Here is a 21,365-nt window from a genome sequence, read left to right as displayed (position 1 = left end):
GGGCAAGAGCGAATTGTCAATGCGTTCCTTTGAAAGCAAGGATTTATAGGCGATTTCAATGGGATACATGTGTAAGATTGGATATCCAACACTCAGGCGGTCAATGACAGAAGACCCCCGGGTTGGCGTTGAATACGTCCGTCCAGTTCCAGATCGACCAAAACCGGGGCAATTTCACCCGCCGTTGCCTCAACATCGCGGATCAACTGGTCTTCGGCGATAGGAGAGGGGCCGAGCCGGGTCAGAATTAGGCGTTCCAGGTCATTGGTTGAGCATGGTGTGCGGGGTAAATTCTTTTGGAGCATTTGCTGGGGTTCGAATAGGTTCGCTTGCTGCGGTAGCGCTTCGATCACATCTTCTGCAGACCTTATCAAAGTAGCACCGTCGCGGATCAGCAGGTTGCAGCCGGCCGCACGCGCGTCAAAGGGGTGCCCGGGTACGACCAGAACATCGCGCCCCTGGTCCAAGGCGTCGCGCGCTGTAATCAGGCTGCCGGATTTGGCGGCGGCTTCGACCACAATAACGGCCTTTGCCAGGCCCGAGATGATCCGGTTGCGACGCGGGAAATGGCGCGCCTGTGGCGTGACGCCCATCGGTTGTTCCGAGACGCGCAGCCCGGAACCTGCGATTTCAGCGGCAAGATCGGTATTTTCAGCAGGGTAAACCACGTCGACCCCCCCCGCCATAACGGCGATGGTGCCTGTTTCAACCGTGGCTAGGTGCGCCGCGGTATCAATCCCGCGGGCCAGGCCAGAAACAATCACATAACCCTGTTTTCCCAGATCGGTCGCCAATCCGCGCGCCATTCGCGCGCCCAGAGATGAGCAGTTGCGGGCACCGACCATAGCGACCGAGGGGCGCTGTAAAAGAGAGAGGTCGCCGATTGCCCACAACATTGGCGGAGCATCATTCAGATCATGTAAAGCGGATGGGAAATCGGCGGACCCTAGGCACAAAAGCCGCGCATTGGCAGCTTTTGCGGCCTTGAGTTCCGCCTCAATCACGCCGGGCGGGCAGATTTCATACCCTTCTATTCCGGCAGCGCGTGCCATTTCCGGCAGCGCGGCCAGCGCATTCTGCGCCGAGCCATGTTCGCGAAGCAGCCGCCGAAACGTCGCCGGGCCCACTTTGCGAGAACGCAACAGACGAAGCCAGGAAAACCGATCCTCTTCCGTGGTGGGTGGGAGTGTGGGGTGATTGGAAGAAAGCTGCTCTTCGGTCATCCGTTGCTCCGTCTGATTGCAGAACTGGTTTACGGCTGCCAGGGTTAACAGCGTGTGAATCCCATCAAATTTTCCGGATATATTTCGAGTCTCGGTTGTCTCAGTTGCGTAGGTTGTTGAAAAACAACGGCAAAAAATACGGCCGAGTCGGAAGTCGGAAAACACCTCTCCGCAAAGTATCAATGCATATCCAAAGCGGAGCGTTAACCCTGCGCTTTGGAAGCAGTGACTGATTCTACTTAGGCCGCCGATCCTCCAATCGTCAGCCCATCCATCAGGACCGTAGGTTGCCCGACGCCCACGGGCACCCATTGGCCATCCTTGCCACACGTGCCCATTCCCGGATCCAAGGCCATGTCGTTGCCCAACCCGCGAACGCGTTTGAGGGCAGAGGGGCCATCGCCAATCAATGTTGCCCCTTTGACCGGCGCGCCGATTTTGCCGTTTTCAACCCGGTATGCCTCGGTGCAGGAAAACACAAACTTGCCATTGGTGATATCCACCTGGCCGCCGCCAAAGCCAACCGCCCAGATGCCATCCTTTATATCGGCTACCAAAGCGGCGGGATCGGCATCGCCACCCAGCATGATTGTATTTGTCATCCGTGGCATTGGTTTATGGGCATAGCTTTGACGCCGCCCATTCCCGGTTGGTGCAACACCCATCAGACGGGCGTTTTGGCGATCCTGCATATATCCGGTCAGGATGCCGTCTTCGATCAGCACAGTGCGCGAACTGGGTGTGCCCTCATCATCGACGCTGATTGACCCGCGCCGGTCTGCGATTGTGCCGTCATCAACGACCGTAACACCTTTGGACGCGATCTGTTGACCCATCAGCCCGGCAAAGGCGGAACTGCCCTTGCGGTTGAAATCCCCTTCAAGGCCGTGGCCGATTGCTTCGTGCAACAAGATCCCGGGCCAGCCAGGGCCCAGTGCGACCTCCATAACGCCCGCAGGGGCGGGAACAGCCTCGAGGTTGACCATGGCGATGCGAAGTGCCTCGCGGGCTTTATCCTGCCAGTCGTTTGGGTCGATCAGCCCGTCCAGGCCGATCCGGCCACCTCCACCGGTCGAGCCGCTCTCACGACGGCCGTTCTGTTCCACGATGACCGAGATATTCAACCGGGTCATGGGGCGGACATCGCGGACCAGAATGCCGTCAGGGCGTAGAATCTCAACCTCCTGCACCGCAGCAGCAATAGTGGCACTGACCTGTACTACACGCGGATCAAGATCGCGGGCAAAGGCGTCAATCTCGCGCAATGTTTCGATCTTGACGGGAAAACTGGCAGATTCGATCGGGTCTTCGTCGGTATAGAGGCGCTTGTTGGTGGCCCGGGGGGCATCGGCTAGCGTACCGCCACCATCACCGACCGCCAGCCGCGCGGTCTCGGCGGCCCGTTTCAGGGCAGGAATCGAGACGTCCGTTGAATGCGCATAGCCTGCCACTTCGCCCTGTACGGCGCGCAGGCCGAAACCTTCGGACGCGTCATAAGAAGCGGTCCGCAAGCGCCCGTCATCAAAGACCAGAGACTCGGATTTCCGGCGTTCAACGTACAGTTCTCCGTCCTCGGCCCCGGCGGTGGCGGATTGCAGTACCGCAAGCGCTTCGTCATGTGGAAGAGCGCTTTCAAACGGGCGAAACGGGTCGTTGGGCATCTCTTGGGACCTTTCGAGTTTGATCCAGATCAAAAATAGCGTCTGTTTGACGCAAGCATTTTGCTTTATCTACCCGCAGGAATATGGTTTTTAACGCGGCCAAAGACAACGGGTGAGGTGTGGCCGATTCACACCTTTTCGCCAGGGACGCAAAGATCAAACGATCAGGACAGAAAATGAAGAACGCTTTGAAGCTTTCGGGGCTTATGACAGCCCTCTCCAGCCTTCCCGCCATGGCTCAGGAGCTTGAGATTATCGGTCAGCCGGTTGACGGCGGCATAGGATTCCAGCCTGCAGCCACAAGCCTTGCCGAGGGGATTCATCGCCTGGATAATATGATTCTGGTGATTATTACCGCGATCTGCATATTCGTTGCGGGCCTGCTGGTTTACTGCATCATGCGTTATAATCAACGCGTCAACCCGACCCCGGCGCGATTCTCGCACTATACTCCGGTCGAGATCGTCTGGACGTTGGGTCCGATTCTGATTCTGGTATTCATCGGTGCTTTCTCTCTGCCGGTTCTGTTCAAGCAGCAGGAAATTCCCGAAGGTGATGTCGTTATCAAGGTTGTCGGCAACCAGTGGTATTGGACATATGAGTATGTCGATCACGATTTTGCATTCGACAGCTATCTGCTCGGCCACCCAGCCACGTTGGACGAAGGTACTCGCCCCGCCGATGCGGACGTGACGGCATTTGTCCTGGATGACGCGATGCGGGCCAAGCTGGCAGACGCAGGGTATAGCGACGATGAGTGGCTGCTGGCCACCGACACAGCGGTTGTTGTCCCGGTTGGCAAGGTCATCGTGATGCAAGTTACTGCGTCCGACGTGATCCATTCCTGGACCATTCCGTCCTTCGGTGTGAAGCAGGACGGTGTACCCGGACGCCTGGCTGAGCTGTGGTTTGAGGCCGAAAAGGAAGGCATCTATTTCGGCCAGTGTTCGGAACTGTGCGGCAAGGACCATGCCTATATGCCGATCACTGTCAAAGTTGTCAGCCAAGAGGCGTATGACGCTTGGCTGAAAGGTGCGATCGACGAGTATGCGGGCCTGCCGCAGAACTATCAGGTCGCTTCGAACTGATTTCAGTAAGGGTGGGATGCGTCCCGCCTGCTACAAGATGCAGGCTGTGCGAGAGATTGCACAGCCTTCGCCCCAAAAGGACCCGAGATGAGCGACGCAAGCATCAATGCAAGCCAAACGACCGCCCAAGCGTATGCGAATGAGGCCAGCTTTGGCGATTACTTCGCCCTGCTGAAGCCGCGCGTGATGTCGCTGGTTGTATTCACGGCGCTTGTTGGTCTGCTGGCAGCGCCGGTACCGGTACATCCGTTCGTTGGGTTCTGCGCGATATTGTTCATTGCCATCGGAGGTGGCGCATCCGGCGCGCTGAACATGTGGTGGGATGCAGATATCGACCGCGTTATGAAGCGCACCAAAGGTCGCCCCATACCGTCGGGCAAGGTACAAGAGGGCGAAGCGATGGCCTTGGGCCTGGCACTGTCCGGCCTGTCGGTGATCATGTTGGGTCTTGCAACCAACTGGTTCGCCGGAGCCTTTCTGGGCTTCACCATCTTCTTCTATGTCGTTGTCTACACGATGTGGCTCAAGCGTTCGACGCCACAGAACATCGTGATTGGCGGCGCAGCTGGGGCTTTCCCGCCGGTCATCGGCTGGGTCGCTGCAACCGGATCCATGTCCGTCGAACCTTGGCTGATGTTTGCCCTCACCTTCATGTGGACGCCGCCGCATTTCTGGGCGCTGGCCCTGTTTATGCGGTCGGATTACGACGATGCGGGTGTGCCGATGTTGACGGTAACCCATGGTCGGCGGGCGACGCGCTGGCATATTCTGGTCTACACCGTTCTGCTGGCAGTGCTTGCGATTGGAACCGGCTTTTCGGCAATCGGCGGCCCGATCTATCTGACCGTCGCTATTGTACTGAACGCGTTGTTCCTGAGCGGAGCATGGGCAATCTCGCGTCGGACCGAGGATGACTCCGAGGCTGATAACTTCAAAGTTGAGCGTGGCTTTTTCAAGCTCTCGCTGCTGTATCTTTTCCTGCATTTCGGCGCGATCCTTGCCGAAGCACTGCTGAAGCCTTACGGGCTGGGAGGCTGGGCATGAGCCTGCGCAAAAGCCATGAGTTGCATCAACGTCGGTTCAGCCGAAATCTGGGCGTTGGCCTGACGCTTGCTGCATTCATCGTGCTGATCTTTGGGCTGACGATCGTCAAAGTCTCAGGGACCGATTTTAACAGGGCCATGCAAGAGGTGCAGAACTGATGGCGCTCACGGGGCCGCAAAAAACCGTCGTGCAAACTGTCGGCGTTGTTGTTCTGATGGGCAGCCTCGCCTGGGCTTCGGTACCGTTTTACGACTGGTTTTGCCGGGTCACCGGGTATGGCGGCACAACCGGAGTGGCTGAAGCCGCGCCAGAGGACATCCTTGAGCGCACTGTTACCGTTCGCTTTGACGCCTCAAAGGCGAAAGACATGGCCTGGGAATTTAAGCCGGTCGAGCGCCAGATGGAAATCCGCATCGGTGAAACGGGCCTGGCCTTCTATGAGGCATATAACCCCACGGACCGCCCGATTGCCGGTCAGGCGTCTTACAACGTTGCGCCTTATTCGGCCGGTGGGTATTTCCAGAAGATCGCCTGTTTCTGTTTTGAAGAACAGGTGTTGCAACCCGGAGAACGGGTTCAGATGCCGGTGAGCTTTTTCGTCGATCCCGAAATGGTCGAGGATCTGGAAGCCAAATATGTGCATACGATCACTCTGTCGTATACATTCTACGAAATTGACCTGCCCGAGGGCTATGCCGCCCTTGATGTTCAGGCTGATACAAACAAGAACTAACGCCTGTAGGTGAGGGACGCTGATGGCACACGCAAAAAATCATGATTACCACATTCTGACCCCTTCGATCTGGCCACTGATCGGCGCTGCGGGCGGCTTTGTGATGTTGTTCGGGGCCGTCCTCTGGATGCACGGCGTCACCTCCTACATGTTCTGGGCCGGTCTTGTCGCGGTTCTTTACACCATGTTCGCCTGGTGGTCCGAAGTGGTGGCCGAAAGCCGTGTAGGCGATCACACGCCGGTCGTGCGCATTGGCCTGCGCTATGGGTTCATCCTGTTCGTGATGTCCGAGGTGATGTTCTTCTTCGCCTGGTTCTGGTCGTTCTTCAAACACCGCATGTACCCGATGTACGACTATGCGGGCACCGAGTACATCCAGCCGGATATCCACGCGGTTGACCCGTTCCACTTGCCGCTGATCAACACGCTGGTCCTGCTGCTTTCGGGCTGTGCCATCACCTGGGCTCACCACGCGCTGGTGCATGACAATGACCGCAAGGCGCTGATCAACGGCCTCGCTATTGGTATCGTTTTGGGCATCGCCTTTACCGCTCTGCAGGGCTTTGAGTACTACGAATTGCTGGCCCATGAGGGCTGGAAATTCGGTGGTGATCAGTTCTATTCGAACTTCTTCATGGCAACCGGCTTTCACGGCTTCCACGTGATTATCGGCACCATCTTCTTGTCGGTCTGTTTGATCCGGGCACTGAAGGGTGATTTCACGCCGGAAAAGCACGTCGGTTTCGAGGCCGCGGCCTGGTACTGGCACTTTGTTGACGTTGTCTGGCTGTTCCTGTTCTTCGCAGTCTATATCTGGGGACAAGCCCCTTTGATCTGACGCCGGACCGGTAACAAAATTGCAAAAGCCGCCCCCAAGGGCGGCTTTTTCTCTATCAGGGTGCAAGATTGCACCCGATACAAATGGGTGGTTGCAATTCAGTTCACACCGCCCTTAACAAGACGCCGGTTTCTGCAACAAGGTTTGACCCCGCCATGCGCCGCATAACTTTCCTGCTGATCTTCGGGCTCGCCGGTCTGGGCGTACTTGTGTCGCTGGGCGTCTGGCAGGTACAGCGGCTTGGGTGGAAACAAGACGTGTTGGCCGAGATTAACGACCGGATCTCTGCCGAGCCTGTTTCCCTGCCGCAGCAGCCTTCCGAGACACGGGACAAGTACCTACCGGTTTTCGTCCAGGGTGAGATGCAGCCGGGTGAAATCCATGTTCTGGTTTCGGTGAAACAAGTAGGCGCTGGCTATCGGGTTATCCAAGCTTTCGATACTGGCGACCGGACTATTCTGGTCGATCGCGGTTTTATCCCAACCACTGCCAAACAGGTTGAAAGACAAACCGGGCAGATCGAACTGACGGGCAATCTGCACTGGCCGGATGAGATCGACGGCTATACGCCCGAGCCAGATGTGGATGCCAATATCTGGTTTGCCCGCGATGTTCCCAATCTTGCTGCAGCTCTGGGAACCGACCCGGTTCTGGTAATCGCACGATCCCGGACCGATCCGAATTTGACACCTTTGCCGGTGAATACAGCAGGCATCCCGAATGATCACCTGGGATACGCAATCACATGGTTTGGCCTGGCTTTGGTCTGGGCTGCGATGACTGGTTATTTCCTGTGGCGCGGTCGCGCCCCATCAGAAAGTGAAGCGCAATGAAATATGTCTCAACCCGCGGGCAGGCGCCCGAACTGAGTTTTGAAGAGGCGATGCTGACCGGGCTGGCCCGCGACGGAGGCCTGTATCTGCCCGCTGAAATCCCGGTCTTGAGCCACGATGAAATCGCCGCGTTGGCAGGACTGTCTTATGAGGACATCGCCTTTCGCGTGATGTGGCCCTATGTCAGCGGATCATTTGGGGAAGAGGAGTTCAAACAGATCATTGCCCGCGCCTATAAAGGGTTCGGCCATGACGCCCGCGCACCGTTGAAGCAGTTGAACGAGAACCACTTCCTGCTGGAGTTGTTTCACGGCCCGACACTGGCCTTCAAAGACTTCGCCATGCAGCTAATCGGTCAGTTGTTCCAGGTGGCGCTGAAGCGTCGCGGGGATCGGGTGACTATCGTGGGCGCGACCAGCGGTGATACCGGTTCGGCCGCGATTGAGGCGTTCCGGGGGCTGGATGCGGTAGACGTGTTTATCCTGTATCCGCATGGCCGCGTTTCCGAGGTGCAGCGTCGTCAGATGACCACACCTGCGGACAACAATGTGCATGCTCTGGCCGTCGACGGGGACTTTGACGACTGTCAGGCCGCGTTGAAGGATATGTTCAACGATTTCGACTTCCGTGACGGTGTGAAACTGGCGGGGGTGAACTCGATCAACTTTGCCCGCGTGCTGGCACAGATCGTCTATTACTTCTCAGCTGCGGTCAGCCTTGGCGCGCCACATCGCAAGGTCAGCTTTACCGTGCCTACGGGTAATTTCGGGGACATCTTTGCGGGCTACCTGGCCAAACGCATGGGCTTGCCGATTGACCGGTTGGTAGTGGCGACCAACCAGAATGACATTCTGCATCGGTGTCTGGCAGGCGAAGGGTATTTCAAGGGAGACACGATCCCTTCGATCAGCCCTTCGATGGATATTCAGGTCAGCTCGAACTTTGAACGGGCGCTGTATTATGCCTATGACGAGGATGGCAATTCTGTGGCTCAGCTGATGGACGAGCTGAAGACGGGCGGCTTCAATGTCGGCCAAGGCGCGATGGAAGCGTTGCGCGAAAGCTTCGACTCGGGCCGCGTGTCCGAAGAGGAAACACTGGCGACGATCACAGCCACGCTGGCCCACAGCACCGAACTGGTCTGCCCCCATACTGCCGTGGGTATCAAAGTTGCCGAGGAGCACCGCGACGCGAACGTCCCGATGATCACTTTGGCGACCGCACACCCGGCCAAGTTCCCGGCTGCGGTCGAGAATGCGAGTGGCGTACATCCGCCTCTTCCCTCTCGCATGTCTGATCTGTATGAACGTCCGGAACGGGTGACCCGCATCGCCAATGATCTGGGCGCCCTTGAGGATCATATCAAAGGGCATATCGCCGAGTGACTGTCAGACAAGACCAACTGAAGAACGGCTTCCGTATCGTCAGTGAACATATGCCGGGGCTGCAATCTGCGGCCATAGGCATCTGGGTAACCGCCGGTGCGCGAAATGAGCGGATCGAACAAAATGGCATAGCCCATTTCCTTGAGCATATGGCGTTCAAGGGAACCAAACGGCGATCCGCGCTGCAAATTGCCGAAGCGATCGAGGATGTGGGCGGGTATATCAACGCCTATACTTCGCGCGAAGTGACGGCCTATTACGCGCGCGTTCTAAAAGACGATGTGGCGCTGGCGATGGATGTCATCGGTGACATCGTCCTGAACCCGATCTTCGATCCGCGCGAGATTGAGGTCGAACGCGGTGTGATCCTACAGGAAATCGGTCAGGCCTATGACACGCCCGACGATGTAATCTTTGACTGGCTGCAAGAGCAGAGCTATCACGATCAGCCCCTGGGCCGGACCATACTTGGCCCCACTGAACGCGTCAGCGCATTCTCGCGCGAGGATCTGTCGGGTTTCGTGGCCGAACATTATGGCCCTGAACAGATGATCCTATCCGCTGCTGGTGCGGTGGATCACGATGCACTGATGAAAACGGCCGAAGAGATGTTTGGTCACCTGCAACCACGCAAGGGTTTGATCCCTGAAGTGGCCCGATTTACCGGTGGTGAGGCGCGGCAGGAGAAAGAACTGGAGCAAGCTCATTTCGCTTTGGCGCTGGAAAGCCCCGGCTATCGCGACGACGCGATCTATACCGCGCAGATTTATTCGACCGCGCTGGGCGGGGGTATGTCTTCGCGCTTGTTTCAGGAAGTGCGGGAAACGCGCGGGCTTTGCTATACGATCTTTGCCCAGGCTGGCGCCTATGCCGACACCGGCACTACTACGATCTACGCGGGGACATCTGCGGATCAGATCGGTGAGTTGGCGACGATCACCATTGACGAAATGAAACGTGCCGCCGAGGATATGAGCCCTGAAGAGGTCGCCCGTGCTCGTGCGCAAATGAAGGCCGGAATGCTGATGGGGCTGGAAAGCCCCTCGAACCGGGCCGAGCGTCTGGCGCGTCTGGTGCAGATCTGGGGACGGGTGCCGTCGCTTGAGGATACAGTCGCCAAGATTGACGCGGTCAGCACCGAAGATGTCCGCAGCTTTGCTGAACAGATAGCAGCACAAGCGCCAGCGGCGCTGGCGCTGTATGGTCCGGTATCAGGTGCACCCACACTCGCGGACTTGCAGGAGAGGCGCGCGGCGTGATGCTTCTGGGCAGACGCAAGCTGAAACTTGAAACCGAGCGGCTCAGCTTGCGCCCGCCCGTGCACTCCGATTTTAACGACTGGGCGGCGCTGCGACGCTCGTCCAGAGACTTTCTGACCCAGTGGGAGCCGATCTGGGCCTCGGACCACTTGAGCCGGAAATCCTTTACTAACCGTGTCTACTGGGCGCAGCGCTCGGTTGCGAGTGGGACGGCGATTCCGTTATTTCTGTTCCGGCGATCTGATGACCTGCTGGTCGGTGCGATCACGCTGGACAATGTGCGCCGTGGCCCAGCACAGGCGGGGACCCTGGGCTATTGGACGGGCCAAGCCTTTGCTCGCAACGGGTATATGCGCGAGGCTATTGGCGCGGTGGTCCATCATGCCTTCACGCGTTTAGACCTGAGCCGGATCGAGGCGGCCTGCCTGCCCGAAAACAAACCCTCGCGCGGATTGCTGGAAAGCTCGGGCTTTAAATACGAAGGCGTGGCGCAGTCCTATCTGCAGATTGACGGGCGCTGGCGAACGCATGTGCTATATGCCTGCCTGCGGTCAGACCGGCGCGGGAAGACCGAAGCCGGGTAGGTGGCCTCGGTGAGGCCATTGGGGCTCTGCCCCAAACCCCGAGGTATTTTTGGCCAGATGAACTAGGGGCATGACTTGGCGGGCTCTTGCGCTACAATCACGTCATGCGCTGGGTGGTTTTTGCATTGATGGTGATCTCGGGCGGGGCTGTGGCACAGGAGCGGCGGCCAAGCCATTGCATCGCCATTGCGGATGCGGCACCAGGGATCGAATACCTGCATAAAGCGGGGTGGCAAGATCCGGTGCCGGAGTATTCCGTCCGGATCAGCTATGTCGCGCATGCGTCTTTTCTGATCCAGACACCGGGCGGGTTGAACGCCGTGACAGATTTCACCGGCTTCATCGGCGGGGCCAGTTTGATTCCCGATGTGGTGACGATGAACCACGCCCATGGCACGCATTGGACCGCGCATCCCGATCCTGCCATTCCGCATGTGCTGGAAGGGTGGGGCGTGTTCGGGGAGGGGATCGAACATCATCTGGATCTGGAAGAGATGTTGGTGCGCAATGTCTCGACCGATATCCGGTCCGTCTATGGCGGGGTCGAAGAACGTGGCAATTCGATCTTTGTGTTTGAGGTTGCCGGTTTGTGCATTGGGCATCTGGGTCATCTGCACCACATTCTGTCGGACGCGCAATTTGCGGCCCTTGGACGGTTGGATGTTGTCATGGCAGCGGTGGATGGTGGGACGACCATGCCGCTGCCCGAAATGATTACAGTTCTGAAACGGTTGAAGAGTTCGGTCATCATTCCGATGCATTGGTTTTCAGACTATTCGCTGGATCGGTTTCTGGCGGATGTCAGGGGCGATTTCCCGGTTGAGCGCGATGGCGTGTCGGAAATCACCGTATCCCTGCGCTCACTTCCGGACCGGCCAACGGTGGTTGTGTTAGAGCCGCAATACCTGATCGAGTTGGAATAGGGCTTGTCGGGACCTGTTGCCTTGGGCAAGGAATGGGCATGACCCTGAATCCCGCAGACGATCAATTCGCCCAATCAATTCGCGCCGCCTTGCCGGATGAAGTGCTGCGACCGGTCACCGCGCGATATCTCGAGGAGCCGCGCCGTCGGATTTCCGGGCAGGCGGGGGTGCTTGCGGTGCCCAGAACGGCCGAGGAGGTGGCGGTTCTGATCCGATTGGCTGCCGAGGCATCGGTCCCGGTGGTGCCATATGGGGGCGGCACCGGTGTGGTTGGCGGTCAGGTGACGTCGGACGGGCCTGCGCCTTTGCTGATCTCGCTAGAGCGGATGACAGCCATCCGGGCTGTCTATCCGACAGAGAATGTGATGATTGCTGAAGGTGGTGTGATCCTTGCAGATGTGCAGGCGGCTGCCGAAGGCGCGAACCGGTTATTTCCACTTTCCCTTGCCTCACAGGGGTCATGTAGGATCGGAGGGAACCTGTCGACAAATGCAGGGGGGGTTAACGTGTTGCGCTATGGAAACGCCCGTGACCTGTGTCTGGGCCTTGAGGCGGTTCTACCAAGTGGCGAAATCTGGCATGGGCTCAGCCGGTTGCGAAAGGACAATACCGGGTATGATCTGCGCAATCTTTTGATCGGAGCCGAAGGGACGCTAGGGATCATCACTGCGGCGGCACTCAAGCTGTTTCCCCGCCCTGAGGCGGTTGGAACGGCCATGGTTCAGGTCACCTCTGCCGAAGCGGCGGTTGATTTTCTGGCGCTGGCGCGGGACCTCATGGGGGACAGCGTCAGTGCATTTGAATTGCTTCACCAACAGGGTCTTTTGTTCCTGAGTGAGGTTCTGCCAGACACGCGGCAGGCCTTTGCCGAGCCGCCCGAATGGTCTGTACTGATCGAGATTGGCTTGTCGATGGGCCAATCACCTGAAACCGCGTTTGAGGTGCTGTACGAGGCCGCTGAGGCACGTGGGCTGGTCACCGATGCGGTGATTGCACAAAGCGAGGCGCAGCGGCAGGACATGTGGGCCGTGCGCGAGCGTATTCCGGATGCAAACCGGCTGATCGGGTCGGTCTCAAGCCACGATATCTCGGTGCCGATCTCGGCCATCCCAGAATTTATCCGGCGTGGTGCAGATGTTGTGGCCGCGCTTGGTCCGTATCGGGTGAACTGTTTCGGGCATCTGGGCGACGGCAACCTACATTACAATGTGTTTCCGGCAAACGGGCATTCCCGGTCAGAGTATGACGCCGAAAGTGCGAAGGTAAAAAGAGCCGTTCATGACCTTGTGCATGAGTTTCAGGGATCCGTCAGCGCAGAGCACGGTATCGGGCGATTGAAGACCGAAGATCTGGAGCGATATGGCGATCCGGTCAAACTGAGCGCGATGCGGGCGATCAAATCGGCGTTGGACCCCAAAGGGATCATGAACCCCGGCGCGGTCCTGCGGCTGTAAGTGCGGGATCCGTCAGAGTCCTTCGAATTCGCACAGGACATGAACATCCATGCCCATCTCTTCCAGAACCTTGCGCCCGCCCAGTTCTGGCAGGTCAATGATGAAGGAACATGACACGATCTCGCCGCCCAGCCGTTCGATCAGTTTGATCCCGGCGGCGGCGGTGCCTCCGGTGGCCAGCAGGTCATCCACGACCAGAATTTTCTCACCCGGTTGGATGGCATCATCGTGAATCTCGACGATAGCCTCGCCGTATTCCAGCGTGTAATCCTGGCTGATTGTTGTGCCGGGCAGCTTGCCCTTTTTGCGGATGGGGACGAAACCGACGCTCAGCTGATGAGCGATGGCGCCGCCCAATATGAAACCGCGCGCCTCAAGCCCCACAACCTTGTCGATCTGTTCGCCGGCATAGGGGTGCAACATCTGATCAATCGCCATACGAAACCCGCGCGGGTCTGCAAACAAGGTGGTGACATCCCGAAACATGATCCCTTCGTGCGGAAAATCGACGATGGTTCGGATGTAATCCTTGACCGACTTGTTTCTTGACATGACCAACCCCTTCTGGCGTCAAAACACGCTGGGTTGTTTGGCCCATCGGGGACGGTCATGCAAGAACAGAATGAACGTGCTGGCTTGCAATCTTCCTAGAACGTGCGATTGCCTATCTCACCGAAAAAACCAGATAGGTTTCCCAAGACGTCGTCTTTTTTAGCCAATGCGTTGGTTCCGAAAAAGAATTACCTGAATTGAACACAGGCTACTTGCAAAGATTCCGCAAGGTTGTTAGCTGCCCATCATATGTTTTATATATACTAAGTATATACGTTTTATTTCTTCTGAAGTCTTTTGGAGACAAAGTGCATGTCAGGGACAGATCGTAAGATTTCAGTCAAAAAGGACAGCCAGCTGGTTCTGCGGCTGGATCGTGGCGAGCGCGATGCTTTTGTAGAGCTGTGCAGGGAACTCGACACGTCGGCGGCGCGGGAAATCAGGCGGTTTATTCGCGGATTTATGAAGGATCACGCTGTAGATTAGGCCCTCAGGCCGGGCGACGCAGGATTGACGTGGCGATCCCCATACCGATCAGGGTCAGCCCCCCGAAACGCGTCAATGCGCGAATGGTGCTTGCGCGGCCGATCATATGGCGCAGCCGATCTGCCAAAAGGGCATAGGCCAATGCGTTCAACCAGGCCAGCCCGACGAAGGTGCCTATCAGGATCGCGAATTGAGGGCCCAAAGGTTCGGTAGGGCGCAGGAATTGCGGCACGAAGGCGATAAAGAACGCAATCGATTTGGGGTTCAGGGCGGTTACAGCGGCCGCGTGACCAAAGACGCCTCGCGCAGTGATATCTGCGCCGGGTTCAACCGCTTGCAGCCCCGCCGATGGGGCGCTGCGCAGTAACTTGATGCCCAGCCAGACCAGATAGGCCGCGCCGACCCACTTTAGGACAGAAAACAACGCGGCTGAGGCCAGCACCAACGCCCCCAATCCCAGCAATGAGGCCGTCATGGCCACCAAATCGCCAACCGCCACCCCGGTGGCGGAAGCTACGGCAACGCTGCGGCCTTTGGACAGCGCATAGCTGAGCACCAGCAGCACGGTGGGGCCGGGGATCAGCAGCAAAGCGGTGGATGCGGCTACAAAGGCCAGCCAGATGTCAAAGGGCATGTGATCTCCGATTAAGATACGCCAGTATCAAGCTTTGGTGATGGGCAAAGGTCAAGCCCCTGAGGGCCGGGTCACGCGGTGCATCAACGCCTCAAGTGGTCCGCGTCTGAAGCGCAGGAACCATAGCAGCGCAAATCCTGAGGACAGCACGCAGAAACCCAAGGCGTAGCCAACGATCTGTGGCGCGCTGAGCGATCCGTCCAGCAGGCCGGCCTCTTCCAGAATGCCCATCCCGATTACGATATGCGCAATATAAAGCGTCAGGCTTTGCCGTCCGGGCGCAGTCAGCGCCATCGCGGCGCCCAGCCCCTGAATCCGCGGCCAGAGCTTTAGCAACAGGCCGATCACCACACAGGCGGTTCCAGCCCCGGCCAAAATGTAAAACGGCCCCGGAGGGATGGATTGAGTGCCCAGATAGGCGGCCAGGTCAGGATCGGTTGTCAGCTTTTGCGGAAACAGGGCCAGAACGGCTGCGCCAAATCCCCACATGATCAAACGGTGCTGAACACAGACCGTCTGTAGTTGCGATCGCCCAATCGCCATACCGATCAGCAAGAACGCTGCCCAAGGTAGAACGGGGTGCCAACCATTGAACAGCAAGTTTCGTACAAAGCCCGGTATCGTCCACAGGTCGGTATGGGTCAGGGAAACCCAGTCCCATCCCTGATTGTAGTCAAAGACAAGATTGGCGAGCACGGCCAGAACGACAACACCACCTGCGCCAAGCCACAACCCAATGATCGACGAGGACAGAAACGCCGCGCCGACAACAAAATACAATGCATAGAAATGCAGGATATCGGCCTCAAACATGGTCATGTTGATCAGGCCAAGTACGAACAGAAATGCAGCCCGTCGTAACAGAATTCCAGCAGAAAGGCTGGACAGGCCAATACCGATCCCGGCCAGAATGACAAACAATGCAGCAGCACGACCTTCCAGTGCATCGACAAGCGCCGATGCCCAGTCATCTGTCGGTTTGACCTGCGCCGCGATGCGAAAGTTCACCAGCACCATGCCGCAAAATGCCAGAAAGCGTGCGGCGTCCAGGGCCTCGAACCGTTTCATTCCTATCCTCTTCGTTCCCTGCCGCCCGTACCGAACTTAAAAGGCTGCCTTTCGGTTAAGTACTGATGCGGCCGACCGGAATAGGGTTGATACCAATCGCTAGAGCACCCGCCCCGCGACTGCGTCCAGTTTCGCCAGCAGCGCCGGATCACGTTTTTCTGGCGCGGTCAGGATCGCGTATTCCAGCGCCCGGTCACACCCGTGCGGGCAGGGCAGGCGCGCTGCTCCCAGCAACTCTGGCAAGCCCTTGACCAGCGCTCGGCCTTTTTCGGCGTTCCCGGTCAGGGTGGCGATAATGGCGGTCACGTCGACCTCGCCATGGTCCGGGTGCCAACTGTCATAGTCGGTGACCATCGCGATCGAAGCGTAACAAAGCTCGGCTTCTCGGGCGAGTTTAGCCTCGGGCATGTTGGTCATTCCGATCACATCGCAGCCCCAATGCTCGCGGTACATTTTGGATTCTGCCAGTGTCGAGAACTGCGGCCCCTCCATCGCCAGATAGGTGCCGTCGCGATGAACGGTGATGCCGGCGGCCTTGCCAGCAGTCTCACAAGCATCTGACAAGCGCGGGCAGGTTGGGTGTGCAACGCTGACATGGGCCACGCAGCCAGAGCCAAAAAAGCTTTTGTCCCGCGCAAAGGTGCGATCGATGAACTGGTCGACGACAACAAAATCTCCGGGCGCCATATGCTCGCGGAATGATCCGCAGGCCGAGATCGAGATCACATCCGTGATCCCCAGACGTTTCAGCGCGTCAATATTGGCGCGATAGGGCACGCCCGTCGGCGAATGAATGTGGCCACGCCCGTGGCGAGGCAGGAACGCCATCTCGATCCCGTTCAGCGCGCCGGTCAGTATTTGGTCCGAAGGTTTACCCCAAGGCGTTTCAACCGAGACCCATTGCGCATTCTCCAATCCGTCGATGTCGTAAATGCCTGATCCGCCGATGACGGCAATCTTGGTCTGGGTCACTGGTTTTCTCCGATTACGGTGCTTGTTCAATGATTTGTGCGCTGGGCTGCCTGGTTTGACAAGGGTGAACGCCCAGTGGTTCTATCACTTTTTCGCAGGGGTTTGGGTCGTTGCTATCCGAGCCAGGCAGAGCATCAAGCCAAGGTGTGACGGCAACGAACCGACATCAATTCACCTATTCGCGAGATATGTGCTATGCGTGCTGCGCATATCAGCCTCCCGCCTGATGCGGTGGCTCAAAAACCGGTTCACAGATAGAAGTCCCTTTTTCGCGCGAACCCATAAACCAACAGGACGCCCTATGCCCCGAGCTATGCTGGCAAGCTTTGCCAATCGTATCGCCAAACCTGATCTTCGTTGGGTTCCGGATGAGGGCCTGACCGTCTCGCGCCTTCGGATCGAGCTGCTGTCCGGCCTGACGGTTGCACTTGCTTTGGTCCCTGAGGCGGTGGCCTTTGCGTTTGTCGCGGGCGTGCATCCTTTGGTTGGTTTGTATGCTGCGTTCATGGTGGGGCTGATTACTGCACTGATCGGTGGGCGTCCGGGTATGATTTCGGGCGCAACCGGGGCCCTGGCCGTGGTGATGGTTGCCTTGGTGGCAGAACATGGGGTCGAATACCTCTTCGCTACAGTTGTTTTGATGGGAATACTGCAGCTGATCGCAGGGGCGATGCACTGGGGGCGTTTTATCAGGCTGGTACCACATCCAGTGATGCTTGGGTTTGTGAACGGATTGGCCATCGTGATTTTTCTGGCCCAGATGGGCCAGTTCAAAGTTCCCGGTAGCATGGAAAATACGGGCCATGGCATGAGCGGTGGCGAATGGCTTTCCGGTATTCAGCTTTTTACCATGTTGGGTCTGGTCGGCCTGACTATGGCGGTGATCCTTATCGTGCCGCGCATTACACGCATTGTCCCGGCGCCTTTGGCAGGGATCATGGTCGTCGCAGCATTGGTGATTGGTTTTGGACTGGACGTCCCACGGGTGGGCGATCTTGCCTCGATCGAAGGTGGCTTGCCGCCGTTCCACATCCCGATGGTGCCGCTGAACTGGGAGACGTTTGAGATCATCCTGCCATACGCCGTCATATTGGCAGCGATTGGCCTGATCGAGTCGCTTCTGACCCTGAACCTTGTTGGCGAAATCACCGGCAAACGTGGTGGTGCCTCGCAAGAATGTATCGCCCAAGGGTTTGCCAATGTGGCCACTGGCTTTTTCGGAGGCATGGGCGGCTGTGCCATGATAGGTCAGTCCATGATCAACGTGAAATCAGGTGGGCGCACGCGCATTGCCGGTATCGCAGCGGCGCTGTTCCTGTTGGTATTCATCCTGTTCGCCTCCCCGCTGATTGAGCAGATTCCATTGGCCGCTTTGGTCGGGGTCATGTTCATGGTGGTGATCGGGACCTTCGCCTGGAACTCGTTCAAGATCATGCGCAAAGTGCCCTTGATGGACGCGTTTGTCATCGTGCTGGTGACTGTCGTGACCGTGATGGAGGACCTGGCGGTAGCGGTTGTTGTTGGTGTGATCGTCTCGGCCCTGGCTTATGCTTGGAATAACGCCAAGCGTATCCATGCAATCACCCGCGATTCACTGACGGAAAAAGGCGCAAAGGTCTACGAGATTCAAGGGCCACTGTTCTTTGGTTCATCCGAGGGATTTGTTGAGATATTCGACGTTTCAAACGACCCGGAAACCGTGATTGTCGATTTCGCCGAAAGCCGTGTGGTGGATCAGTCGGCATTGCAGGCCATCGAGAACATCGCTTCGAAGTATGAAGCCGCAGGAAAGCGCGTTATGCTACGCCACCTCAGTCGTGACTGTCACAAACTGCTGAACAAGGCAGGCCATTTGATGGTCGACAGCGACGATGACCCCGATTACGCGCTGGCGGTCGATTATTCTGTTCGCACCGGCATTCTGGGTGGGCACTGATTGTGAAAGTCGGCCAAATGGGCCGCCTTTTTAGGGGGCTAAACGCTCCAGCATATCGACGTTTCCGGACAGCAGAGCACTTTCGGCTTCGGTAATCAGATCAGTTGGCCAATCCCACCACTTCAAAGCAAGCAGCCGGCCGATTGTACCGGCCTCAAACCGATACCGTCGTACTTCTGCAGGATTGCCTGTCACGATTGCATAAGGCGGTACTGTTCCGCGCACGACGGATCCTGCACCGATAATGGCGCCATCTCCGATTTTAGCGCCAGGCATGATCAAGGCACCGTATGCGATCCAAACGTCATTTCCGATCACGGTATCGCGCCTGTCAGGTTGATATTCCAACAGCTTTTCGGGATCGAAAACGGGAAAAGGATAGCATGTCGCCCCGCTCATGGCGTGATTGGCCGATGAAGTGATGAACCGGACGCCGTGGGCGATTTGACAGAATCTACCCAAGACAAGTTTTTCGCGGGAAAACGGGAACAAATAAGGGGCAAGGCGTTGCGCCCAATCCTCTGGTGCGTCGAAATCCGACGCATAGCTGTATTCACCGGCTTCTATTCTGGGGTGGTCGATAGCCTGAGACAGGAAGACCGTACCCGGGTGGTCCGAGCCGTCAGGCAATGTGATTGGGTATCGGCGCGATGCGTCAGGTAAAGGCATTAGTCATCCGGTCTTGAAAGGCTGAACAGCTCGGACGCAACCGAATAATCCCGGTAGCCAAGCCGTGCCAGTGGTTTGAAAGACGTCACATCGAATTTGCCATCCCGCATATGGTCGTCGTGCAGATGCACTCCTGTCACTTCGCCGAACACAACCCGGTTCGCCTGTCCGGGCAGGGTCACGATCTGCGTGAGCTTGCATTCCAATGCGGCTGGGGCACCTTCGACACGGGCGCAGGGGATGGTCTCGCATTCGATTGCGGTAAGGCCGGCGTGTTTGAACTCGTCGACATGTTTGGGTAGCGCGGCTGAACTGGCGTTCATTGCGTCGCGGTGGGCGTGGGCGACAACGTTCACGCAGAATACGCCTGTTGCCTCGATATTGGCGATGCTGTCTTTTCCATCGTCCTGATCGGCCTTGGTTCCGGTCGAGGCAAACATGACCTGCGGGGGTGTGTAGGCCACACCATTAAAGAACGAATAGGGCGCGAGGTTGTTGGTCCCATCCGCACCACGAGTTGATATCCAGCCGATCGGGCGCGGGGTGATGATGGCGTTGAACGGATTGTGTGGCAGGCCGTGGCCGTCTTCTGGGCGATAGAACATAAGGTCTCCAAGCGTTTGCCCAAGGCGTAACGAAGTGCTAGGGCGAATTCCAGCTAGGAAAAGAGGGCAGGGTGCAGCAATTCGTGATCAGGCCGGAGGAGCCGGACGATTGGTGGGAAGTCGAGGCTTTGTACGATTTGTGCTTTGCGCCCGGGCGCGAAGCGCTGTCTTCGTATCGCCTGCGCGATGATGTCCCGCCAATGTCAGGCTTGTCACAGGTGGTGCGGGACGGACAGGGTATCCTGGCCGGTGCAATAAGATTCTGGCCCGTGCATGTTGGCGATCAGGACGCGCTGCTTTTGGGCCCTGTGGCCGTCCACCCGACCCATCAAGGTGAAGGACTGGGTGGATTTTTGATCCACGAAGGATTGCGGGCCGGGCGAACCAAGGGTTGGGACAGGGTCATGTTGGTCGGGGATGCCCCCTATTATGCTCGGTTTGGATTCACCCGTCTGACCGGGGTCGAGATGCCCCCGCCAACCAACCCGGATCGGGTTCTGGGCGTGGACCTGATACCCGGCGGATGGGACGGAATAGCTGGTCCGGTAACCCGCTGGAGCCGCTGAGCTATTGAAACCGTTGCGGTAAGTGCCGATGTTCTAGGGGCAGGAGGGTACTTATGCAGGACATGGTTCTTGTCGGAAAACTCAATGCCGAAGCGGAACTGGACCGTTTGGCCGGATTTTACCAATCCGCCGGAGGGCCGGGCGTTAAGCTGTTGAACAGTGTCGGTGGCTCGGCAGAGTCGTTGCTTGAACAGCTGCCGCCATCTGTGCGCGAAGCCCTAACTGGGGCGACAGAAAAGGCGCTTTGGATTGCGATGAACGCGGCTGAAGGGTCGCGTAGGGCGGTGCCCGATCAGTTGCCATGGGTCAATACGGCCCTGACGACAGCCATGGGAGCTGCAGGCGGTATCGGTGGCGTTCCGACCGCATTGATGGAGTTACCGGCAACCACGACCATGCTGCTGCGTTCAATTCAGGGCGCTGCGGCGCGCGAAGGGTTTGACCCTTCTGAGGATGGTGTCAAATTCGACTGTGTCCGGGTATTGTCAGCCGCTGGTCCGATGTCTTTCGATGACGGCGCGGATCTGGGTTTCTTTTCGGCGCGCCTGACCCTGACAGGCCCAGCTTTGCAAAAGCTGATATCTGCCGTTGCCCCGAAACTGGCCGTTGTTCTGGGACAAAAGCTGGCTGCGCAATCCGTGCCTGTGTTGGGCGCCATTGCCGGTGGCGGGACGAATTACGTCTATACCCGCTATTACCAACAGATCGCCCGCATCCATTTTGGCCTGAGGCGGCTGTCAGTAGATGCCGATATTCCGCATGAGGTTCTGATCCGCAAACTTGAGGCGCGGATGCAAGGGATTGAAAAATAACGCTTCATATGGCATTCTTCAGGCGCAGGTCCGATAAATA

General features: G+C 57.7%; 23 protein-coding genes. 15 read left to right on the top strand and 8 right to left on the bottom strand.

The genetic code is table 11. The annotated features are described in order from the left end of the window. Positions 1-92: 92 nt before the first annotated feature. Both dprA and tldD read right to left on the bottom strand, forming a co-directional pair. Positions 93-1,223 (bottom strand): DNA-processing protein DprA, encoded by a 1,131-nt coding sequence (gene dprA, locus AC2FH2_RS13875; RefSeq protein ID WP_496823995.1) that lies wholly within the window; start codon positions 1,221-1,223, stop codon positions 93-95. Positions 1,224-1,462: 239 nt separating this feature from the next. Further along, a complete protein-coding gene (tldD, locus tag AC2FH2_RS13870) occupies positions 1,463-2,884 on the bottom strand; it encodes a metalloprotease TldD (RefSeq protein ID WP_496823993.1) in 1,422 nt (473 codons plus the stop codon). 176 nt (positions 2,885-3,060) lie between these two features. Here tldD and coxB point away from each other — a divergent pair, with 176 nt between their 5' ends. The 11 genes from coxB to AC2FH2_RS13815 all read left to right on the top strand — a co-directional run bounded on the left by coxB (position 3,061) and on the right by AC2FH2_RS13815 (position 13,025). Then, positions 3,061-3,972, top strand: coding sequence for a cytochrome c oxidase subunit II (gene coxB, locus AC2FH2_RS13865; RefSeq protein WP_142637990.1), 912 nt, complete (start codon positions 3,061-3,063; stop codon positions 3,970-3,972). A gap of 87 nt (positions 3,973-4,059) precedes the next feature. Then, positions 4,060-5,016, top strand: coding sequence for a heme o synthase (gene cyoE / locus AC2FH2_RS13860; RefSeq protein ID WP_281995763.1), 957 nt, complete (start codon positions 4,060-4,062; stop codon positions 5,014-5,016). After that, positions 5,013-5,174 carry a cytochrome c oxidase system small membrane protein gene (locus AC2FH2_RS13855; RefSeq protein ID WP_185956706.1) on the top strand — a complete coding sequence of 54 codons (162 nt, stop codon included), beginning with the start codon at positions 5,013-5,015 and terminating at the stop codon, positions 5,172-5,174. The genes cyoE and AC2FH2_RS13855 overlap by 4 nt, the downstream gene beginning before the upstream one ends. After that, a complete protein-coding gene (locus tag AC2FH2_RS13850) occupies positions 5,174-5,749 on the top strand; it encodes a cytochrome c oxidase assembly protein (RefSeq protein ID WP_142637994.1) in 576 nt (191 codons plus the stop codon). The genes AC2FH2_RS13855 and AC2FH2_RS13850 overlap by 1 nt, the downstream gene beginning before the upstream one ends. Positions 5,750-5,771: 22 nt before the next feature. Beyond that, complete coding sequence (locus tag AC2FH2_RS13845; RefSeq protein WP_142637996.1) at positions 5,772-6,587, top strand: cytochrome c oxidase subunit 3; 816 nt, start codon at positions 5,772-5,774, stop codon at positions 6,585-6,587. Positions 6,588-6,742: 155 nt separating this feature from the next. Beyond that, a complete protein-coding gene (locus tag AC2FH2_RS13840; RefSeq protein ID WP_496823991.1) occupies positions 6,743-7,420 on the top strand; it encodes an SURF1 family protein in 678 nt (225 codons plus the stop codon). Beyond that, the gene (gene thrC / locus AC2FH2_RS13835; protein WP_496823989.1) at positions 7,417-8,805 is read left to right on the top strand and encodes a threonine synthase; all 1,389 of its coding nucleotides are present in this window, start codon (positions 7,417-7,419) and stop codon (positions 8,803-8,805) included. Before AC2FH2_RS13840 ends, thrC begins: the two co-directional genes overlap by 4 nt. After that, entirely contained in the window at positions 8,802-10,064 is a 1,263-nt protein-coding gene (locus AC2FH2_RS13830) for a M16 family metallopeptidase (protein WP_142638002.1), read from the top strand. The genes thrC and AC2FH2_RS13830 overlap by 4 nt, the downstream gene beginning before the upstream one ends. Next, positions 10,064-10,648 (top strand): GNAT family N-acetyltransferase, encoded by a 585-nt coding sequence (locus tag AC2FH2_RS13825; RefSeq protein WP_271950493.1) that lies wholly within the window; start codon positions 10,064-10,066, stop codon positions 10,646-10,648. The genes AC2FH2_RS13830 and AC2FH2_RS13825 overlap by 1 nt, the downstream gene beginning before the upstream one ends. Positions 10,649-10,752: 104 nt before the next feature. Continuing rightward, the gene (locus AC2FH2_RS13820) at positions 10,753-11,571 is read left to right on the top strand and encodes an MBL fold metallo-hydrolase (RefSeq protein WP_496823987.1); all 819 of its coding nucleotides are present in this window, start codon (positions 10,753-10,755) and stop codon (positions 11,569-11,571) included. A gap of 38 nt (positions 11,572-11,609) precedes the next feature. Further along, a complete protein-coding gene (locus AC2FH2_RS13815; RefSeq protein WP_496690168.1) occupies positions 11,610-13,025 on the top strand; it encodes an FAD-binding oxidoreductase in 1,416 nt (471 codons plus the stop codon). A gap of 12 nt (positions 13,026-13,037) precedes the next feature. Here the strand turns inward: AC2FH2_RS13815 and AC2FH2_RS13810 are convergent, their stop codons facing one another. Then, complete coding sequence (locus tag AC2FH2_RS13810; protein WP_142638010.1) at positions 13,038-13,577, bottom strand: adenine phosphoribosyltransferase; 540 nt, start codon at positions 13,575-13,577, stop codon at positions 13,038-13,040. Between the two features lie 312 nt (positions 13,578-13,889). On the opposite strand from AC2FH2_RS13810, the gene AC2FH2_RS13805 reads away from it, so the two are divergent. After that, complete coding sequence (locus AC2FH2_RS13805; RefSeq protein WP_185956707.1) at positions 13,890-14,063, top strand: hypothetical protein; 174 nt, start codon at positions 13,890-13,892, stop codon at positions 14,061-14,063. 4 nt (positions 14,064-14,067) lie between these two features. Here AC2FH2_RS13805 and AC2FH2_RS13800 read toward each other — a convergent pair whose 3' ends face one another. The 3 genes from AC2FH2_RS13800 to AC2FH2_RS13790 form a co-directional block, all read right to left on the bottom strand. After that, positions 14,068-14,697 carry a LysE family translocator gene (locus tag AC2FH2_RS13800; RefSeq protein ID WP_496690167.1) on the bottom strand — a complete coding sequence of 210 codons (630 nt, stop codon included), beginning with the start codon at positions 14,695-14,697 and terminating at the stop codon, positions 14,068-14,070. A 51-nt stretch (positions 14,698-14,748) separates the two neighbouring features. Further along, entirely contained in the window at positions 14,749-15,765 is a 1,017-nt protein-coding gene (locus AC2FH2_RS13795; RefSeq protein WP_496823984.1) for a DUF418 domain-containing protein, read from the bottom strand. 99 nt (positions 15,766-15,864) lie between these two features. Beyond that, the gene (locus tag AC2FH2_RS13790; RefSeq protein WP_496823982.1) at positions 15,865-16,737 is read right to left on the bottom strand and encodes an S-methyl-5'-thioadenosine phosphorylase; all 873 of its coding nucleotides are present in this window, start codon (positions 16,735-16,737) and stop codon (positions 15,865-15,867) included. Between the two features lie 301 nt (positions 16,738-17,038). On the opposite strand from AC2FH2_RS13790, the gene AC2FH2_RS13785 reads away from it, so the two are divergent. Then, positions 17,039-18,673 (top strand): SulP family inorganic anion transporter, encoded by a 1,635-nt coding sequence (locus tag AC2FH2_RS13785; protein ID WP_142638018.1) that lies wholly within the window; start codon positions 17,039-17,041, stop codon positions 18,671-18,673. Between the two features lie 30 nt (positions 18,674-18,703). On the opposite strand, the gene AC2FH2_RS13780 is transcribed toward AC2FH2_RS13785, so the two are convergent. Next, entirely contained in the window at positions 18,704-19,342 is a 639-nt protein-coding gene (locus AC2FH2_RS13780) for a CatB-related O-acetyltransferase (RefSeq protein WP_496713931.1), read from the bottom strand. Next, positions 19,342-19,947 carry a flavin reductase family protein gene (locus tag AC2FH2_RS13775; protein ID WP_496823980.1) on the bottom strand — a complete coding sequence of 202 codons (606 nt, stop codon included), beginning with the start codon at positions 19,945-19,947 and terminating at the stop codon, positions 19,342-19,344. The genes AC2FH2_RS13780 and AC2FH2_RS13775 overlap by 1 nt, the downstream gene beginning before the upstream one ends. Before the next feature lie 71 nt (positions 19,948-20,018). On the opposite strand from AC2FH2_RS13775, the gene AC2FH2_RS13770 reads away from it, so the two are divergent. Both AC2FH2_RS13770 and AC2FH2_RS13765 read left to right on the top strand, forming a co-directional pair. After that, complete coding sequence (locus AC2FH2_RS13770) at positions 20,019-20,513, top strand: GNAT family N-acetyltransferase (RefSeq protein ID WP_496823978.1); 495 nt, start codon at positions 20,019-20,021, stop codon at positions 20,511-20,513. 53 nt (positions 20,514-20,566) lie between these two features. Further along, positions 20,567-21,325, top strand: coding sequence for an EcsC family protein (locus AC2FH2_RS13765; protein ID WP_496823976.1), 759 nt, complete (start codon positions 20,567-20,569; stop codon positions 21,323-21,325). Positions 21,326-21,365: the final 40 nt, after the last annotated feature.

It is taken from the genome of Ruegeria sp. YTSA105 (genome assembly GCF_059610225.1).
The sequence above is the reverse complement of the archived record's forward strand: the minus strand, read 5'-3'. Positions and strand labels throughout refer to the sequence as shown.

Coding starts and splice junctions, on each gene's coding strand:
- AC2FH2_RS13825 (WP_271950493.1), top strand. CDS start 10,064: ATGCTTCTGGGCAGACGCAAGCTGAAACTTGAAACCGAGCGGCTCAGC.
- tldD (WP_496823993.1), bottom strand. CDS start 2,884: ATGCCCAACGACCCGTTTCGCCCGTTTGAAAGCGCTCTTCCACATGAC.
- AC2FH2_RS13845 (WP_142637996.1), top strand. CDS start 5,772: ATGGCACACGCAAAAAATCATGATTACCACATTCTGACCCCTTCGATC.
- AC2FH2_RS13805 (WP_185956707.1), top strand. CDS start 13,890: ATGTCAGGGACAGATCGTAAGATTTCAGTCAAAAAGGACAGCCAGCTG.
- thrC (WP_496823989.1), top strand. CDS start 7,417: ATGAAATATGTCTCAACCCGCGGGCAGGCGCCCGAACTGAGTTTTGAA.
- AC2FH2_RS13815 (WP_496690168.1), top strand. CDS start 11,610: ATGACCCTGAATCCCGCAGACGATCAATTCGCCCAATCAATTCGCGCC.
- AC2FH2_RS13775 (WP_496823980.1), bottom strand. CDS start 19,947: ATGTTCTATCGCCCAGAAGACGGCCACGGCCTGCCACACAATCCGTTC.
- AC2FH2_RS13765 (WP_496823976.1), top strand. CDS start 20,567: ATGCAGGACATGGTTCTTGTCGGAAAACTCAATGCCGAAGCGGAACTG.
- AC2FH2_RS13800 (WP_496690167.1), bottom strand. CDS start 14,697: ATGCCCTTTGACATCTGGCTGGCCTTTGTAGCCGCATCCACCGCTTTG.
- coxB (WP_142637990.1), top strand. CDS start 3,061: ATGAAGAACGCTTTGAAGCTTTCGGGGCTTATGACAGCCCTCTCCAGC.
- AC2FH2_RS13820 (WP_496823987.1), top strand. CDS start 10,753: ATGCGCTGGGTGGTTTTTGCATTGATGGTGATCTCGGGCGGGGCTGTG.
- AC2FH2_RS13780 (WP_496713931.1), bottom strand. CDS start 19,342: ATGCCTTTACCTGACGCATCGCGCCGATACCCAATCACATTGCCTGAC.
- cyoE (WP_281995763.1), top strand. CDS start 4,060: ATGAGCGACGCAAGCATCAATGCAAGCCAAACGACCGCCCAAGCGTAT.
- AC2FH2_RS13795 (WP_496823984.1), bottom strand. CDS start 15,765: ATGAAACGGTTCGAGGCCCTGGACGCCGCACGCTTTCTGGCATTTTGC.
- AC2FH2_RS13810 (WP_142638010.1), bottom strand. CDS start 13,577: ATGTCAAGAAACAAGTCGGTCAAGGATTACATCCGAACCATCGTCGAT.
- AC2FH2_RS13785 (WP_142638018.1), top strand. CDS start 17,039: ATGCCCCGAGCTATGCTGGCAAGCTTTGCCAATCGTATCGCCAAACCT.
- AC2FH2_RS13850 (WP_142637994.1), top strand. CDS start 5,174: ATGGCGCTCACGGGGCCGCAAAAAACCGTCGTGCAAACTGTCGGCGTT.
- AC2FH2_RS13855 (WP_185956706.1), top strand. CDS start 5,013: ATGAGCCTGCGCAAAAGCCATGAGTTGCATCAACGTCGGTTCAGCCGA.
- AC2FH2_RS13840 (WP_496823991.1), top strand. CDS start 6,743: ATGCGCCGCATAACTTTCCTGCTGATCTTCGGGCTCGCCGGTCTGGGC.
- dprA (WP_496823995.1), bottom strand. CDS start 1,223: ATGACCGAAGAGCAGCTTTCTTCCAATCACCCCACACTCCCACCCACC.